This window comes from Stenotrophomonas sp. (assembly GCF_031995405.1).
GTDB lineage: Bacteria > Pseudomonadota > Gammaproteobacteria > Xanthomonadales > Xanthomonadaceae > Stenotrophomonas.
In genome coordinates this window covers 4,373-20,685 of the sequence record NZ_DAMAGC010000075.1, presented here as the reverse complement: position 1 = coordinate 20,685, position 16,313 = coordinate 4,373, and the positions used below count along the sequence as shown (strand labels likewise).

16 protein-coding genes are annotated in these 16,313 nt (G+C 68.5%); 9 read left to right on the top strand and 7 right to left on the bottom strand.

The window, feature by feature from the left end; all coding sequences use genetic code 11:
• From RTO53_RS13410 to RTO53_RS13400, 3 genes are all read left to right on the top strand, one after another.
• On the top strand, window positions 1-637 hold a 637-nt coding region (locus tag RTO53_RS13410; protein ID WP_312238252.1), incomplete at its 5' end, for an RNA methyltransferase.
• A 56-nt stretch (window positions 638-693) separates the two neighbouring features.
• Window positions 694-1,623 carry a phosphate/phosphite/phosphonate ABC transporter substrate-binding protein gene (locus RTO53_RS13405; protein WP_312238251.1) on the top strand — a complete coding sequence of 310 codons (930 nt, stop codon included), beginning with the start codon at window positions 694-696 and terminating at the stop codon, window positions 1,621-1,623.
• The gene (locus RTO53_RS13400; RefSeq protein WP_312238250.1) at window positions 1,620-3,746 is read left to right on the top strand and encodes an EAL domain-containing protein; all 2,127 of its coding nucleotides are present in this window, start codon (window positions 1,620-1,622) and stop codon (window positions 3,744-3,746) included. Before RTO53_RS13405 ends, RTO53_RS13400 begins: the two co-directional genes overlap by 4 nt.
• A 31-nt stretch (window positions 3,747-3,777) precedes the next feature.
• Here RTO53_RS13400 and epmB read toward each other — a convergent pair whose 3' ends face one another.
• Window positions 3,778-4,782 carry an EF-P beta-lysylation protein EpmB gene (gene epmB, locus RTO53_RS13395; RefSeq protein WP_312238249.1) on the bottom strand — a complete coding sequence of 335 codons (1,005 nt, stop codon included), beginning with the start codon at window positions 4,780-4,782 and terminating at the stop codon, window positions 3,778-3,780.
• A gap of 126 nt (window positions 4,783-4,908) precedes the next feature.
• On the opposite strand from epmB, the gene efp reads away from it, so the two are divergent.
• From efp to RTO53_RS13370, 5 genes are all read left to right on the top strand, one after another.
• The gene (efp, locus tag RTO53_RS13390) at window positions 4,909-5,478 is read left to right on the top strand and encodes an elongation factor P (RefSeq protein WP_256774720.1); all 570 of its coding nucleotides are present in this window, start codon (window positions 4,909-4,911) and stop codon (window positions 5,476-5,478) included.
• Between the two features lie 259 nt (window positions 5,479-5,737).
• Window positions 5,738-7,081, top strand: coding sequence for a TRZ/ATZ family hydrolase (locus RTO53_RS13385; RefSeq protein ID WP_312238248.1), 1,344 nt, complete (start codon window positions 5,738-5,740; stop codon window positions 7,079-7,081).
• A 16-nt stretch (window positions 7,082-7,097) separates the two neighbouring features.
• A complete protein-coding gene (ubiG, locus tag RTO53_RS13380; protein ID WP_312238247.1) occupies window positions 7,098-7,829 on the top strand; it encodes a bifunctional 2-polyprenyl-6-hydroxyphenol methylase/3-demethylubiquinol 3-O-methyltransferase UbiG in 732 nt (243 codons plus the stop codon).
• The gene (locus RTO53_RS13375) at window positions 7,822-8,502 is read left to right on the top strand and encodes a phosphoglycolate phosphatase (RefSeq protein WP_312238246.1); all 681 of its coding nucleotides are present in this window, start codon (window positions 7,822-7,824) and stop codon (window positions 8,500-8,502) included. Before ubiG ends, RTO53_RS13375 begins: the two co-directional genes overlap by 8 nt.
• A gap of 125 nt (window positions 8,503-8,627) precedes the next feature.
• Complete coding sequence (locus RTO53_RS13370) at window positions 8,628-9,335, top strand: squalene/phytoene synthase family protein (RefSeq protein WP_312238245.1); 708 nt, start codon at window positions 8,628-8,630, stop codon at window positions 9,333-9,335.
• A gap of 132 nt (window positions 9,336-9,467) precedes the next feature.
• On the opposite strand, the gene RTO53_RS13365 is transcribed toward RTO53_RS13370, so the two are convergent.
• From RTO53_RS13365 to yidD, 3 genes are read right to left on the bottom strand one after another with little or no spacing between them, the layout of a single operon-like run.
• Window positions 9,468-10,313 carry a M23 family metallopeptidase gene (locus RTO53_RS13365; RefSeq protein ID WP_312238244.1) on the bottom strand — a complete coding sequence of 282 codons (846 nt, stop codon included), beginning with the start codon at window positions 10,311-10,313 and terminating at the stop codon, window positions 9,468-9,470.
• A complete protein-coding gene (locus RTO53_RS13360) occupies window positions 10,313-11,659 on the bottom strand; it encodes a dihydroorotase (RefSeq protein ID WP_312238243.1) in 1,347 nt (448 codons plus the stop codon). The genes RTO53_RS13365 and RTO53_RS13360 overlap by 1 nt, the downstream gene beginning before the upstream one ends.
• A 1-nt stretch (window position 11,660) precedes the next feature.
• Window positions 11,661-11,918: a membrane protein insertion efficiency factor YidD gene (gene yidD / locus RTO53_RS13355; RefSeq protein ID WP_019182827.1), complete on the bottom strand. Its 258-nt coding sequence runs from the start codon at window positions 11,916-11,918 to the stop codon at window positions 11,661-11,663.
• 272 nt (window positions 11,919-12,190) lie between these two features.
• Here yidD and dksA point away from each other — a divergent pair, with 272 nt between their 5' ends.
• A complete protein-coding gene (gene dksA, locus RTO53_RS13350; protein ID WP_312238242.1) occupies window positions 12,191-13,441 on the top strand; it encodes an RNA polymerase-binding protein DksA in 1,251 nt (416 codons plus the stop codon).
• Window positions 13,442-13,998: 557 nt separating this feature from the next.
• On the opposite strand, the gene RTO53_RS13345 is transcribed toward dksA, so the two are convergent.
• The 3 genes from RTO53_RS13345 to RTO53_RS13335 form a co-directional block, all read right to left on the bottom strand.
• On the bottom strand, window positions 13,999-15,252 hold the full coding sequence (locus RTO53_RS13345; protein ID WP_312238241.1) for an MFS transporter: 1,254 nt from the start codon (window positions 15,250-15,252) through the stop codon (window positions 13,999-14,001).
• Window positions 15,249-15,698, bottom strand: a complete 450-nt coding sequence (locus RTO53_RS13340) for a SufE family protein (protein ID WP_312238240.1) — start codon at window positions 15,696-15,698, stop codon at window positions 15,249-15,251. Before RTO53_RS13340 ends, RTO53_RS13345 begins: the two co-directional genes overlap by 4 nt.
• A gap of 121 nt (window positions 15,699-15,819) precedes the next feature.
• On the bottom strand, window positions 15,820-16,313 hold a 494-nt coding region (locus RTO53_RS13335), incomplete at its 5' end, for a DALR domain-containing protein (RefSeq protein ID WP_312238239.1).

The window sequence follows — 16,313 nt, the reverse complement described above, 5'->3', positions numbered from 1 at the left end:
GCCCCTGGATGAAGAGGCCTTCAGGCGCTCGGCCGGCGCCGAAGACGTCCTCGGCGACGCCCCGGTCGTGGCCACCCTGGCCGAGGCCGTGGCCGACTGCACCCTCGTGCTGGGCTGCACCGCACGCGCCCGCCGGGTCCAGCTGGAAGAGCTGCTGCCCACCGTGGCCGCCCAGCGCGCCCTGGCCAAGGCCGCCGAGCCCGACGCCGAGGTCGCCTTCGTGTTCGGCCGCGAGCGCACCGGCCTGACCAACGAAGAACTGCAGCTGTGCCACCTGGCCGTGCACATTCCGTCCCATCCCGATTTCAGCTCGCTCAACCTCGCCGCCGCGGTGCAGGTGCTGGCCTATGAACTGCGCATGGCCGTCCTCGGCGGCGTCGAAGGCGCGGCCCCGGCCGACCCCGAACACCGCGAGCAGCCGGCCAGCCACGCCCAGGTCGAAGGCCTGTTCGGCCAGCTTGGCCAGACCCTGGACGAGATCGACTTCCACAAGGGCCGTGCACCCGATTCGGCGATGCGCAAGCTGCGCCGCCTGTTCCTGCGCACCGAACTGAGCGAACAGGAAGTGCGCCTGCTGCGCGGCATTCTCGCCGATGCCCAGCGAATGGCGAGATTGGCGAACAACCGCCCCGAATGAGCTGACGCAGTTCTCACTTTTTCGGGTAGGCTGTTCGGATTCCTTGGGGGGAGTGAATGCGAGTACCGGGTCTGCGATGGCTGTTGCAGGGGGCGCTGCTGTGTCTGGCCATCACATGGATGACCGGGCCCGCCATGGCCGATCCCGGCAATGTGCTGGTGCTGGGACGGATCAGCGACAATCCCAAGTCACACTATGCGCAACTGCAACCCCTGCTGGATTACGTGGTCCCGCGCATGCGCGATGTGGGCATTACCGAAGGCCGCATCCTGATGGCGCCCGATGCCCAGCAGATGGGCAGCTACCTGCGCCGCGGCCGCGTGGACTGGGTCACCGAAACCTCGGGCACCGCCGTGGCGCTGGGCATGCGCAGCGGTGCGCAGCCGCTGCTGCTCACCGAGCGCAGCGGCGTGCGCGATTACCACACCGTGTTCTTCGTCCGCCGCGACAGCCCGATCGTGACCCTGGCCGACCTCAAGGGGCACACGCTGGCCCTGCAGAACGTGGCCTCCACCAGTGCCTACCTGGTACCGGTGATGACCCTGTTGCAGGAAGGGCTGACCCCGGAGATCCTGTTGTCCGCGCGCGATGCGGCGGCCCCCGATACCGTGGGCTACGTGTTCGCCCGCACCGAAGGCAACATCGCCACCCTGGTCCACAAGGGCGTGGTCGACGCGGGCGCGGTAAGCAGCGTGGACTGGACCGACGGGCATCGGATCCCGGCCAGTTTCCTGCGCGACTTCCGTGTCATCCACCGCACCGAGCCGTATCCGCGTGCGGTGGAGATGGTGCGCGCCGGCTTGGATGCGAACGTGCGTGATCGCCTGCAGCAGGTACTGCTGGAGGCAGCGGCAGATCCCTTGGCGCAGGATGCGCTGCAGAAGTTTTTTGGTACGTCCGGGTTCCATCGGGTGGATGCGCAGATGCAACACCGGTTGGATGAACTGAAACAGGGGCTGGCTCGCGTGCGGATGGAAGTGGAATGAGGCTGTTGGGTTCCGGAATGCAGACACGGTTCGTGCTGGCGATGAGCGGCGCGATGCTGGTCGTGGTGGTGATCGTGGCGGTGGTGCTGGGGCGCCAGGCGACCATGCAGGGCGAGGTGCAGCACCTCAGCGGCAACGTCATCCACGATCTGTTCGACCGCAGCGTGCGCAGCCGCGGCGAAGCGCTGGCGCGCGAGCTGTCCGATGCGCTGGCCAATCCGCTGTACTACAACGACCTGGAGCAGGTCGGTGCGCTGGTGCGCAACACCTCGCGGCAGCAGGTGGTGCGCTACGTGCTGGTGTTCGACGAGGACGGCAAGCTGATCCATGACGGCAGCACCGAGGTGATCGACTTCGGCCGGCCGATGAGCGACCCGCTGGCCGCCGGTGCCGTCGCCGCGCGCGCGCTGGTGGTGCAGCAGTCGCCGAAGGTGCTCGACAACGCCATGCCGATCATGGTCGGCAACCAGCGCATCGGTGGCGTCCGCGTGGGCATGGCGCTGGACGACGTGCAGGCCATGGAACTGCGTGCCAACCAGACCCTGGGCGAGCGCCTGGAGCAGGTCGGCAAGCGCCACCTGGGCTGGTTGCTGCTGATGCTGGGGCTGCTGGTCGGCATCGGCGCGGGCATGATCATCTATGTGCAGCGCAGCCTGGTCACCCCGATCCGCTGGCTGGCCGCGGCCGCCCGCCAGATCGAAGCGGGCGATTACCGCCCGCAGCTGCGCGAGAGCACGCGCAACGACGAAATGGGCGAACTGGTACGGGCCTTCGGCCGCATGAGCGAGTCGATCGCCCGGCACGACCGCGAGGTGCGCCACATGGCCTACACCGATGCGTTGACCGGGCTGACCAACCGGCTGGCGTTCCGTGAGGCGCTGGACCATCGGCTGATGGCCGCGCGCGCCTCCAACCATCGGCTGGCGCTGCTGTTTGCCGACATGGACGATTTCAAGCGCGTCAACGACACCCTGGGTCACGAAGCCGGCGATGAGGCGCTGCTGCAGTTCGCCCAGCGCATCAGCACCGCCGTGGCCCAGGCTGGCGGTGACGAGGCCCTGCTGGCGCGCTTTGGCGGCGACGAATTCGTGATCCTGCTGGGCGCGGGCGATGTGGCCGCCAACGCGCGCCAGCTGGCCGAGATCCTGGTGCGCGAATTGAGCAAGCCGCTGTTCGTGCAGGGCCGCGAGCTGTTCCTGGGCAGCTCGATCGGGGTCACCCTGTTCCCCGACGATGCGGCCGATGCGACCACGCTGCTGAAGAATGGCGACATCGCCATGTACCAGGCCAAGGTCGCCGGCAAGAACTGCTACCGCTATTACAGCCGGGCCATGGACCATGCGGTGGAACGCCGCGTGCACATGGAGCAGGAGCTGCGCGGGGCGTGGGAGCGCGGCGAGCTGCGGCTGGTCTACCAGCCGATCTTCCGAACCCGCGACCGGCGCATGGTCGGGGTGGAGGTGCTGTTGCGCTGGCAGCACCCGACCTTGGGCACGATTCCGCCGTCGGTGTTCATCGAAGTGGCCGAGCAGAGCGGGCTGATCGAGGTGATCGGCCCCAAGGTGCTGCGCGCGGCCTGCATGGAAGCGGTGCAATGGCCGCATGGCGTGGACAACGACGGCCTGTTCGTGTCGGTCAACGTCTCGCCGCGCCAGCTGCGCGGTGGCGAACTGCCCAGCGTGGTTGCCGACTGCCTGCGCGAGACCGGCCTGCCGGCCTCGCGCCTGCACCTGGAGCTGACCGAAACGGCGGTGATCGGCGATGAAATGCTGGCCGCCGCGCTGCTCGACAAGCTGCACCGCACCGGGGTGAAGGTATGGCTGGACGACTTCGGCACCGGCTTCTCCGGCCTGAGCCACCTGCGCCAGGTGCCGGTGGACGGGGTCAAGATCGACAAGAGCTTCGTGGCCGACATGCAGCGCGACCCCGACGACCTGGCGCTGACCACGGCGATCATCGCCATGGCCCACGCGCTGGGGATCACGGTGGTGGCCGAAGGCATCGAGCAGGAAGTGCAGTTCGACCTGCTGGCCCAGCGCGGCTGCGACCTGGCCCAGGGCTACTGGCTCAGCCACCCGGTCAGCGCCACCGAGGTGGTGCAGATGATCGAATCGGGCATCTAGGGGCGCAGCCACCGTGGGTGGCTGGGCTGGCTCACACCGGTCGCTTGCTGCTGTCGCCGGAGATCTCGCGGACCAGCTTGGGCACCAGGTAGCCGGACAGGCGCGCGGTCAGCTGCGCATGCAGGTCCTTGGCGGTGTCGTCGTCGACCTCGAAATGGGCCACGCCTTCGACCCGGTCCACCTGGTAGAGGTAGTAGGGCAGCACGCCGGCGGCGAAGCTGCGCTCGCTCAGGTCCTGCAGGGCCGGCAGCGAATCGTTGACCCCGCGCAGCAGCACCGCCTGGTTGAGCAGGGTGGCCCCGGCCGCACGCAGGCGCGCCATGGCCGCGTCCACCGTGGCATCGAATTCATTGGCGTGGTTGGCATGGATCACGAACGCCACCGGCCACGGCAGGCTGGCCAGCCACTGCACCAGTTCGTCATCCACGCGCTCGGGCAACACCACCGGCAGGCGGCTGTGGATGCGCAGGCGGCGCAGGTGCGGGATCTGCCGCAGCGCCTGGGTCAGCTCGACCAGCTTGTGGGTGGCCAGCGACAGCGGGTCGCCGCCGGACAGGATCACCTCGTCGATGTCCGGGTCCTGGGCAATGGCGTCCACCGCATCGCGCCAGCCTTCGCGGGCCGCGTTCTCGCTGCCGTAGTCGAAGTGGCGGCGGAAGCAGTAGCGGCAGTTGATCGCGCAGCTGCCGGTGGTCACCAGCAGGGCGCGGCCACGGTACTTCTGGATGACCCCCGTGGCCTTCTTGGCGGCACCGTCGCCAACCGCGTCCAGGCTGAAGCCCGGCACGACCTTGAGCTCGTCGGTGATCGGCAGGACCTGGCGCAGCAGGGGGTCATGGCGGTCGCCGTGGCGCATCCGGGCCGCAAAGCCCTGCGGCACACGCACCGCGAACTGGCCCGCCGCCGCGTCCGATACTCCCAGCTCCAGCGGGTCCAGCCCCAGCTGCCGCAACAACTCGCGCGGGTCGCGGATCGCCTCGCGCCACCGTTGCTGCCAGCGGACGGGGGCGGCCAGGGGCGTGGCGGAAAGCTGCATGGAATGGGGGCCTGCGGTTATCATGTGGGTCAGAAATATCGCGTCACCCCACCGGCACCGGTGGGACATCCCATTCTATCCGGCTCGCCGCGCCTGCGCGGCGTTTGCCCATTCAGGAGTTTCAGCATGGCCACTGTTGGCATGAACGATGTCAAGAACGGGATGAAGATCCTGATCAACAACGAACCGGCCGTCATCACTGAGACCGAGTACGTCAAGCCGGGCAAGGGCCAGGCCTTCACCCGCATGAAGTACCGCTTCATCAAGTCGGGCCGCGTGGTCGAAATGACCATGAAGGCGACCGATGACGTGGAGAAGGCCGACGTCGTGGATACCAACATGGACTTCATGTACAGCGACGGCGAGTTCTGGCACTTCATGGACCCGGAATCCTTCGAGCAGGTCCAGGCCACCAAGTCCGGCATGGGCGGCGCAGAGAAGTGGCTGAAGGGCGAAGAGTCCTGCATCGTCACCCTGTGGAACGGTGAACCGATCTTCGTCCAGCCGCCGAACTTCGTCGAGCTGAAGATCACCGAAACCGACCCGGGCGTCCGTGGCGACACCTCGGGCGGCGGCGGCAAGCCGGCCACCCTGGAAACCGGTGCGGTGGTCCGCGTGCCGCTGTTCGTCAACCAGGATGAAATCATCAAGGTCGACACCCGCTCGGGCGAATACTCCGCGCGCGCAGGCAAGTAATCCGGCGAAGCCGGATTACGGTAGAGCCGAGCCATGCTCGGCTGGCCCTTCGTAACGCCGATCGTTGATCGGCCGACCCTCGGTAGAGCCGACCGTTGGTCGGCTGGCCCCTCGGTAAAGCCGACCGTTGGTCGGCACCCAGGCACTTCCCGGCGTTCATGATGCCGACACCACGCGCAGCCGAGCATGGCTCGGCTCTACCTCCAGAGCGCCCGGTCGCCCACGCCTTCGGGTCGTCCGCCCAGCACAGTGAGTCCGCATGACCGACACCGCACGCATTCCCGAAACCTGTGACCTGCTGATCGAAGCCGGTTACGTGGTCCCGATCGAACCGCATGCCGTGGTGCTGGAAGACCATGCCGTGGCGGTACGGGGCAGCGAGATCATCGCGATCCTGCCGCGTGCCGAGGCACGCGAGCGCTTCGTGCCGAAGCAGACCGTCTCGCGCCCCGATGCGGCGCTGATGCCGGGCCTGGTCAACGCGCACACCCACAACCCGATGACCCTGCTGCGCGGCGTCGCCGACGACCTGCCGCTGATGGTGTGGCTGCAGCAGCACATCTGGCCGGTGGAAGCGGCGGTGATCGGGCCGGAGTTCGTGGCCGACGGCACCACCCTGGCGATTGCCGAAATGCTGCGCGGTGGCACCACCTGCGCCAACGAAAACTACTTCTTCTCCGACGTCCAGGCCGCGGTCTACAAGCAGCACGGTTTCCGCGCGCTGGTCGGTGCGGTGATCATCGATTTCCCCACCGCCTGGGCCAAGACCGACGACGAGTACTTCGCCAAGGCCGGTGAGCTGCACGACCAGTGGCGCAACGATCCGCTGATCGGCACCTCGTTCGCCCCGCACGCGCCGTACACGGTCAACGACGCCAACTTCGAACGCGTGCGCATGTTGTCCGACCAGCTGGACATGCAGGTGCACCTGCATACGCATGAGACCGCGCAGGAGATCAGCGATTCGATCAAGCTGCACGGCCAGCGTCCGCTGGCGCGACTGGACCGTCTCGGCCTGGTCAACGACCGCCTGATCGCGGTGCACATGACCCAACTGACGGACGCCGAAATCCACCTGTGCGCCGAGCGCGGCGTCAGCGTGGTGCATTGCCCCGAATCCAACCTCAAGCTGGCCTCCGGCTTCTGCCCGGCCTGCGCGCTGCAGCGCGCCGGGGTGAACCTGGCCATCGGCACCGATGGCTGCGCCAGCAACAACGACCTGGACATGTTCAGCGAAAACCGCACCGCGGCGATCCTGGCCAAGGCCGTGGCCAACGATGCCACCGCGCTGGACGCGGCCACCACGCTGCGCGCGGCCACGCTGGGCGGCGCGCGCGCGCTGGGCTTCGGCGACCGTATCGGCTCGATCGAAGTCGGCAAGCAGGCCGACCTGGTCTGCGTGGACCTGTCCGCGCTGGAAACCCAGCCGCTGCACCATGTGCTGTCCCAGCTTGTATATGCCGCCGGCCGTCACCAGGTCAGCGATGTCTGGATCGCCGGGCAGCCCAAGCTGGTCCAGCGCGAACTGGTCGGCATGGACACGGCGGCAATTGTCGCCAACGCCCGCCAGTGGCGCGAGCGCATCCGCCACATCCGTGCTTGATGCACCAAGGATCCCCATGAATACCCCGCACGCTTCCACCAATTTCGACCAGGCCGAACTGGACAAGTTCGCCGCCCTTGCCAACCGCTGGTGGGACGTCGACGGCCCGCAGAAGCCCTTGCACGCGCTGAACCCGGTGCGCCTGCAGTACGTCGCCAGCCGCGTCACCCTGCGCGGTGCGCGCGTGCTCGACATCGGCTGCGGTGGCGGCCTGCTCAGTGAGGCCCTGGCCAGGGAAGGGGCGGAGGTGACCGCGATCGACCTGGCGCCGGAACTGGTCAAGGTGGCGCGGCTGCACAGCCTGGAATCGGGCGTGCAGGTGGACTACCGCGTGCAGGCCGCCGAGGACCTGGCGGCCGAACAACCGGGAAGCTTCGACGTGGTCACCTGCATGGAAATGCTCGAGCACGTGCCGGACCCGGGCGCGATCATCGCCGCCTGCCATCGCCTGCTCAAGCCCGGTGGCCAGCTGTTCCTTTCCACGGTCAACCGCACCCCGGCCGCCTTCGCGGTGGCGATCGTCGGCGCCGAATACGTGGCGCGGCTGTTGCCCAAGGGCACGCACCACTACCAGGATTTCATCAAGCCGGCCGAGCTGGGCAAATGGCTGCGCGAGTGCGATTTCAACCTGCGCGACGTCAGCGGCATGGCCTACGAGCCGTGGCGCAACCGCGCGCGTCTGAGTTCGCGCACCGACATCAATTACCTGGCCCATGCGGTCAAGCCGGACGATGCCGCCCGTGTCTGAGTCCGGTTTCCCGCAGGCGGTCCTGTTCGACCTGGACGGCACGCTGCTCGACAGCGCGCCGGACATGCTGGCCACGGCCAACGCGATGCTGGCCGCGCGCGCGCGCCCGCCGATCAGCCTGGACGCACTGCGTCCGGTGGTCTCCAAGGGGTCGCGGGCGATGGTGTCGGTAGCCTTCCCGGAACTGGGGCAGGTCGAGCGCGATGCGCTGGTGCCGGAGTTCCTCGAGCGTTATGAAGGCCTGATCGGCCAGTACGCGACGCTGTTCGACGGCGTGGCCGGCATGCTCGATGCGCTGGATGCCGCCGGCTGCGTGTGGGGCATCGTCACCAACAAGCCGGAGTACCTGGCCCGTCTGATCGTGCCGCAGCTGGGCTGGGAAAGCCGCTGCAAGGTGCTGATCGGGGGCGACACCCTGGCCCAGCGCAAGCCACACCCGCTGCCGCTGCTGGCTGCGGCCGAGCGCCTGCGGATCGACCCGGCCACCTGCGTCTACGTCGGTGATGACGAACGCGACATCGTCGCCGCCAACGCCGCCGGCATGGCCTCGGTGGCCGCGCTGTGGGGTTATCGGCTCGACGCCGACGACCCGCTGGCGTGGGGCGCGGAGTGCATGATCGACCAGCCCGCACAGCTGCAGCGTGGCGACGCCTGGCCGTTGGCACGCGCCTGATCGCCCGCCAGGCATCGGCCGCCGGCCGCTGCGCAGTGCAACCCAGGCACGCACCGGTATTCGGCCGGCGCGCACCCCGGTAGCGGCCGACCGGTGGTCGGCACATCACTTCCAAGGATTTCCCCGTGACAACTTCCAGCGCCCTCGACAGTTTCCTGGACAAGTGGCGGACCCGCTGGCCGGAATGGTCGGTGGCCGACCCGTTCGTGCCCGAGGCGCAGCGCAGCCTCGCCGTGGCGTGGTTCACGCTGCTGCAGGAGTTCGACGACATCCTCAACACCAACGGTGACCCGACCCCGTCCGACGCCAAGCTGGCGTGGTGGGGCGAAGAGCTGCGCAGTTGGGCCGCGCAGCGCTCGCGGCATCCGCTGGGGCGGCTGCTGGAGCCGGTGCGCGCGCCGTGGGCGGCGCTGGCCGACACCCTGCCGGACCTGATCGATGCGCGCTCCGCCGCGCTGGAGCCGGCGCAGGCGCTGCGCGCGCTGCAGCCCTACGCAGCGGCGGTGGCGGCGGTGGAAGCGGTGATGTTCGATACCCCGGCGCGTGGCGACGTGGCCACCCCGGTGCTGGTGCAGACGTTGGCGCAGCGGCTGCAGGAAGCGGGCGTGGCGGCGGTACCGCGCTCGCTGCTGGACGCCGACGGTGACACCGCCGCCCAGCAGTGGGCGCGGCAGTTGCTGGCGCAATGGCCGGCGCGCGTGGCGGGACCGCGCGTACGCCGCATGTACGCCTCGCTTGCACGCACGCGGCTGCAGGCCAGCGCGCAGGGCCGCGAGCTCAAGGTGACGCCGATGCGCACGTTGCTGCGCACGTGGTGGGCCGGTCGCGGCTGATCCGGTGCCGCCCTGCGGGTGAGGTGGCGACAGCGGGCACTGCCCCCTGGCTGGGGCGGGCTGCAGCGGCCATGTTGCAATGGATGGCCGCCCCATCCGTACCGGCCGCGTGCGGCGCCGATCGCGCGCGGATCACTTGCCGCGTTCAAGCACCAGCAGCGGGTCGATGCGGGTATCGAACCAGTTCATGCCCCAGTGCAGGTGCGGCCCGGTCGCGCGACCGGTGGCGCCGACCGCGGCGATGACCTGGCCCTGTTCGACGCGGTCGCCGACCTTCACGTCGATGCGCGACAGGTGCAGGAAATTCGAGCTGATTCCGAAGCCGTGGTCCAGCAGCAGGGTGCCGCCGGTGAGGTACAGGTCCGGGCCGGCGAAGGTGACCACGCCGGCGGCCGGTGCCTTCACCGAGGTGCCGGTCGGCACCGCGATGTCCATGCCCGAGTGACCCGCGCCGGGCTGGCCGTTGTAGACGCGCGCATTGCCGAAGCGGCCGCTGATGCGGCCCTGCACCGGCCAGATGAAGGCCTGGGCGAAGTCGGTGCGGTTGTCGTCACGCGCCCGCGCGGCGGTGACCTGGGCCTGCTCGCGCTTGATCCGTTCGGCAATCGCCGGCGGCGGGTTGACGGTCTTGGGTGGCACGCCGTTGACCCGCTCGGTCGGCCAGTCGCGCGCGGTCACCGCGATGTCGACCGTCTCGCTGCCGCCGTCGGGGCGCTGCACCTGGAGCTGCAGCGGCCCCTTCTCGTCGCGGCCGATGCCGAACACCACGCTGCCATAGCCACTCACCCGCAGGCTGCGGCCGGCATACTGGACCACGCTGCCGGCCGGCACCTTGCCGATCACCATGGCGCCCTGCGACGCGCTGGCCGGAAACACGACCCGACCGTCGGCCTGCGCCGAGGCGGGCGAGGGCAGCATGCCGGCCGCCATCACACTGCCCGCCAACAGCAGGCCAAGACTTACTAGCCGTGCACGCATCAGCGGTCGAAGCTCATGCGCTGGCCATTGGGTGCACCGACCAGCTGCGTGCCGTCCCAGGCCAGTTCGCCGTTGACCCAGGTCGAGGCGACGCGCGAGCGGAAGGTCATGCCCTCAAACGGCGACCAGCCGCACTTGGAGAGCACGTCTTCGCGCTTGACCGTGAACGGCACGTCCTCCACCAGCACCAGGTCGGCGAAATAGCCTTCGCGCAGATAGCCGCGCTGGCTCACGTCGAACAACTGCGCCGGGGCGTGCGCGAATTTCTGCACCACCTGGGTGATCTCCAGCTTGCCTTCGTGGACCAGCTCCAGCGCGGCGACCAGCGCGTACTGCACCAGCGGCAGGCCGGACGGTGCCTGCGGGTAGGGCTTCTGCTTTTCTTCCCAGGTGTGCGGGGCGTGGTCGGTGGCCAGCACGTCGATCACGTCCTCGGCCACGGCACGGGTCAGGGCTTCGCGGTCGCTGGCTTCCTTGATGGCCGGGTTGCACTTGATCAGGTTGCCCAGCCGCGCGTAATCGCTGCGGTCAAAGCGCAGGAAGTGGATGCAGGTTTCGGCGGTGATCTGCTTGCGGCTGCCATCGGCGCGGATCAGCGGGCCGCGTTCGAACAGCTTGAGTTCGTCGGCGGTGGAGATATGCAGCACGTGCAGGCGGGTGCCGTGCTTCCTGGCCAGCGACACGGCCAGCTCCGAGGACTTCAGGCAGGCCTCGCGCGAGCGGATGTCCGGGTGCTGTTCGGCACTGAGGGCGTCGCCATACTTCTCGGCGTACTCCCTGGCCTTGGCATCGATCATCGGCGTGTCTTCGCAATGGGTGATGATCGGGGTCGGCGCGTCGCGGAAGATGGCGTCGAGGGTTTCCGGGTTGTCCACCAGCATGTTGCCGGTGGAGGCGCCCATGAATACCTTGATGCCCGGTGCGGTCTTGGGGTCCAGCGACTGGATGTGGGCCAGGTTGTCGTTGCTGGCGCCCATGTAGAACCCGTAGTTGGCGCGCGCACGGCCCGCGGCGGCGTCGTATTTGGCCTGCAGGATGTCCGCGCTGAGCGTGGGCGGATTGGTGTTGGGCATGTCCATGAAGCTGGTCAGGCCGCCGGCCACGGCCGCCGCCGATTCAGTGGCGATGTCGCCCTTGTGGGTCAGGCCCGGCTCGCGGAAGTGCACCTGGTCGTCGATCATGCCCGGCAGCAGCCAGCGGCCGGCGGCGTCGACCACGGTCTCGCCGGGGCGGGCTTCCAGGCCGGCGCCGATCTGCGCGATGCGGCCGTTTTCGATGCGCAGGTCGCCGTCGCTGATGCGACCTTCGTTGACCAGGCGGGCGTTGACGATGAGCGTGGAGGACATTTCAGTGTTTTCCTGTGCAGCGGCAGGCGGCATCATGCGCGGCGCGCGGCGGCACCTCGTCGATGCCACCGGGATGGAAGGGATGGCAACGGCCCAGCCGGCGCGCGGCCAGCCAGCTGCCGCGCGCGGGCCCATGCGTGGCGATGGCCTGCATGGCGTATTCAGAACAGCTGGGCATGAAGCGGCAACGCGGCCCCAGCAACGGGCTGATGAAGCGCTTGTAGAAGCGCAGCAGGGCGATGAGCAGGCGTGAGATCACCCGCCAATCTTAGAGCAGTTGGCATGAAGGCCGCATTTGTCGCAGGATGGGGCGTTGGCTCCCCTCCGCGTCCACGCGCGTGGCGGGCCGCCCCGGCCGCTGGCCGGGTCAGGTACCGAACGGCGCAGGTCGGCCCGCTCGCGGGACAGACCGGTCGCACCCCTTGTGACTCCGGGGCTGAACGGAGTAGGCGGTGTGGTTGCTGCTGCTGGTCGGGTAGGCTATAAAGGCCCGCTTTCCCGGGCCCCGGGGAAACCAAGGAAGAGCGTTTCGTGGCTGCTAAAAAAACTGCAAAGAAGGCCGTCAAGGCCGCCAAGAAAACCGCCAAGCCTGTTGCTAAGAAGTTGGCGGCCAAGTCCGTTGCCAAAAAACCGGCCGCCAAGCCGGCTGGCAAGCCTGCATCCAAACAACCGGCGGCCAGGACGGCACCCGTAAAGAAATCCGCGGCCAAGGCACCGGCCAAGCCGGTGAAGAAGGCTGTCGCCAAGAAGCCGGTGGTCGCCAAGGTCCCGGTGAAGAAGGCGGCCGCTGCCAAGCCGGTGGTCAAGAAAGCGGTGGCCAGGAAGGCTGCGCCGTCCAAGCCGGTCGCCAAGGCGCCGGTGAAGAAGGCCGCCGTCGGCAAGACCGTCGCAAAGAAATCCGTGGCGTCGGCAGTGTCCAAGCCGGCTCCCAAGCCGACCCCGGCGAAGAAGGTGGCGGCCAAACAGCCATCGCCCGCGCCGGTCAAGGCGAGCAAGACTGCCAGCAAGCCCGTGGCAACCAGGCCGGCGTCCAAGCCGGCTGCAGCACCCGTAGTGAAGTCCGCACCGAAGCCGGCATCGCCGGCACCGGCCAAGTCTGTCCCGGCCAAGTCCGCGGCCAAGCCTGTTACCTCTCCGGCGTCCGCGCCGGCGCCGGTAGCGGCGGCCCCCGCCTCCAAGGCCCCGCAAAACAAGAATCCCGTGCCCGTTTCGAAATCGCCTGCAAAAACCCCCATCAAGTCCGAGTCCGCCCCCAAGCCTGTGTCGCGTCCGGTCGGCAAGGTCGCCGTTGCCGTGGCCGCGCGCTCGTCCGCTCCGGCCCCGCGCACCAAGGTCAAGGTGGTGGAATACAAGACCGACGAAGCCACTGGTCGTCCGATCCTGCCCGATGGCTACAAGCCGAGTGCGGAAGAGGAATACATGAGCCCGCTGCAGCTGGAGTATTTCCGCCAGCGCCTGCAGCACTGGCGCAATGATCTGGTCGAGGAATCCAAGCAGACCATCGCGAACCTGCAGGAAGAAGTGCGTGATATCGGCGATGAAGCCGAACGCGCCACCCGCGAGACCGAGAACTCGCTGGAACTGCGTACCCGCGATCGTTACCGCAAGCTGATCGGCAAGATCAACAGCACGCTGAAGCGCCTGGAAGACGGTGACTACGGCTACTGTGTCGACACGGGCGAGGAAATCGGCCTGGATCGTCTGGAAGCCCGTCTGACCGCCGAACGCACCATCGACGCCCAGGAGCGTTGGGAGCACCTGCAGAAGCAGCAGGGCGACTGATTCTCTGGTGTTGATGGATGCAATGAAAAAACCCGGCTTCGGCCGGGTTTTTTTCTTTGGAGCAGAAGCTCAGGTCAACGACAACGGCAGGTCAACTGCTCCGGGTGTGCGCCTGCGCTGGCTTGGGCGGGTACGGGTGGGTTGGCGGGACACGCCGTGAATCCCTCCGTGGAGGCTCGCGTGCGCCATCCATGGCGCACGACGGTCCCGCCAACCCACCCGTACCCGCCCCTGACAGGGTGCTGGTGCGCAACCAAAGAGCGGGATCGGATGCCTTCAGACCGATGATTCTCTGATCTTCGCCATGGCCTTGCCATGGCTGCCGGGAAACTTTCCAGGGCGGGGGTGTGTGAGTTCGCGGGACCGTGCCCCGCATGGATGCGGGGCGCGAGCCTACATGGATGTATTTACGGCGTGTCCCGCGAACTCACACACCCCTGACCAGCCTGGTGCGGGCAAGGCACTCGGCGCCGTTGATCCGCTGTTGCCATCTGCTTCGCACTCGGGAAAGGATGTTCCAGGCCCGGAGCCAAAACATACCGACCCACGGTCGGTCGCTACTGCAGGTCGCGCAGGTTCAAGTTGCGCAGGGTGGGGTTCTTCCAGGCGGTGATGCCGGCCACGCTCAGGACCGCGAAACCACCGAGCACCACCGCAGGGACCAGCCCGAGCAGCTTGGCCATGGTGCCGGCGTAGAACGCGCCCAGCTCGTTGGACGAACTGATGAAGATTCCGTTGATCGAGGAGACCCGGCCGCGCATCGCTTCCGGCGTCGCCAGCTGCAGGATCGTCGAGCGGATCACCACCGACACACCGTCGAAGGCCCCGTAGAACAGCAGGATCAGCGCCGACAGCCAGAAACTGTGCGACAGCCCGAAGCCGATCACGCACAGGCCGAACCCGGCCACCGCGCACAGCAGTACGCGGCCGGCGTTGCGCTGCAGCGGGCGACGGGCCAGCCACAGGCCCACGCACACCGACCCGAGCGCCGGTGCCGCCCGCAGGATGCCCAGCCCTTCCGGGCCGTGGTGCAGGATTTCATGCAGGAAGGCCGGCAGCATCGCCACCACCCCGCCCAGCAGCACCGAGAACATGTCCAGCGCCATTGCCCCGACCATGATCCGGTTGCCCAGCACGAAGCGACCGCCCTCGGCGATGCTCTTGAAGATCGGCGCGGCCGGGCCGGCGTGGACCGGCTCGGACACCCGCAGCACCGCCAGGCAGCCCACTGCGATGAGCGCCACCGCCATCGCCACTCCGTAGGCCACGCCCTTGCCGCCGGTGGCCACCAGCAGGCCGCCCAGGGCCGGGCCGGCGACCATGCCGGCCTGGAACACCACCGCGCCCAGGCCCGCGCCACGCGCGTACTGCTGGCGTTCGAGCACCCGGGCGAACAGCGCGTTGTAGATCGGCGACAGGAACGCGCGGACCATGCCGGTCATCGCGATCGCCGCGTAGATCGGCCACACCCCGTGGAACGGCAACCAGCCCTGTGCGACCGCGGTAAGCACCACGGCGGTGAGCACCAGCCCGCTGGCGGCGACCATGCCCAGCCGGCGGCGCGGCAGGTGGTCCACCAGGTAACCGGCGAACGGGGCCACGCAGAAGAACGGCAGCACCTCGGCCAGGCCGACCAGGCCCAGCGAGAACGGATTGCGGGTCACTTCGTAGATGTGCCACCCCACCGTGACCGCCACGATCTGGTAAGACAGCATCGCGCAGATGCGGTACGCCAGCAGCAGCGCGAAGCCGGGCCGGGCCAGCAGCGTGAGCGCGCGCTCGGGGGTCTCGGCAGGGGCGTCGGTACTCACGACTGCGCGTGCTGGGACTGCGCGGTCTCGCGGATGAAGGCGAGCATCGCGGCGACGCCGTTGCTGCGCGTCGGCGACAGGTGGCGCGACAGGCCGATGTCCTGGATGTAGCTCGGCTCGGTGGCCAGAATCTCGGCCGCCGAGCGACCGGAGTACACGCGCAGCGCCAGGTAGATCAGCCCGGAGACGATCGCCGAGTCGCTGATCGCGTGGAAGCGCAGGGCCTGCGCATTGCCTTCCGGCACGATCCAGACCATCGACTGGCAGCCGAGCAGGCGGTGCTGTTCGGTCTTCCACTCCTCCGGGAAGGCGGGCAGCTTGCGGCCCAGGTCGATGAGGTACTGGTAGCGCTCGGACCAGTCGCCGAAGAAGGCGAACTCCTCGGCGATGGCGGTCTGTGCTTCGGCAGCGGTGGCTTCAAGCGGGAACGGGGATGCGATGGTCATGGGGGACTCCGGGCCGGTGTGTGCCTTCCGTGGGCTGGCCGTGATGGTTCGAAGGAAGCGCCCGGCCGTCCCTGGCCGGGTCTGTGTCGTGGCAGCGCCCGCGCGTTGGCCGGGCGCCGCATCAGCGCCTGCGTACCCAGCGCACGCCCTGGGCGGTGTCTTCCAGCACGATGCCCTCGGCGGCAAGCTGGTCGCGGATGGCATCGGCGCGGGCGAAGTCGCGCGCCTGCTTGGCCGCGCCGCGTGCGTCGATCAGGCCCTGGATGCGGGCGTCGTCGTCGGCATCGCCGGGGGCATTGCCGAACCACGCGGCCGGATCCTGCTGCAGCAGGCCCAGCGCCAGGCCGGCGCCGAGCAGCGCGGTCTTCCACTGCGCCTGCTCGCCCGGGGCGGCCTTGCGCGCCTCGCTGGCGATGCGGGCCAGTTCGGCCAGCGCCTGCGGGGTGTTGAGGTCATCGTCCAGCGCGGCCTCGATCTCGGCCGGGATCACCGCCGTTGCCTGCACATCGGCTAGGTCGCGCAGGGTGCCGTACAGGCGGTCCAGGGTGCGTGCGGACTGCTCGATCAGCGCATCGGACCAGTCCAGCGGCTGCCGGTAGTGGGCTGACAGCAGGG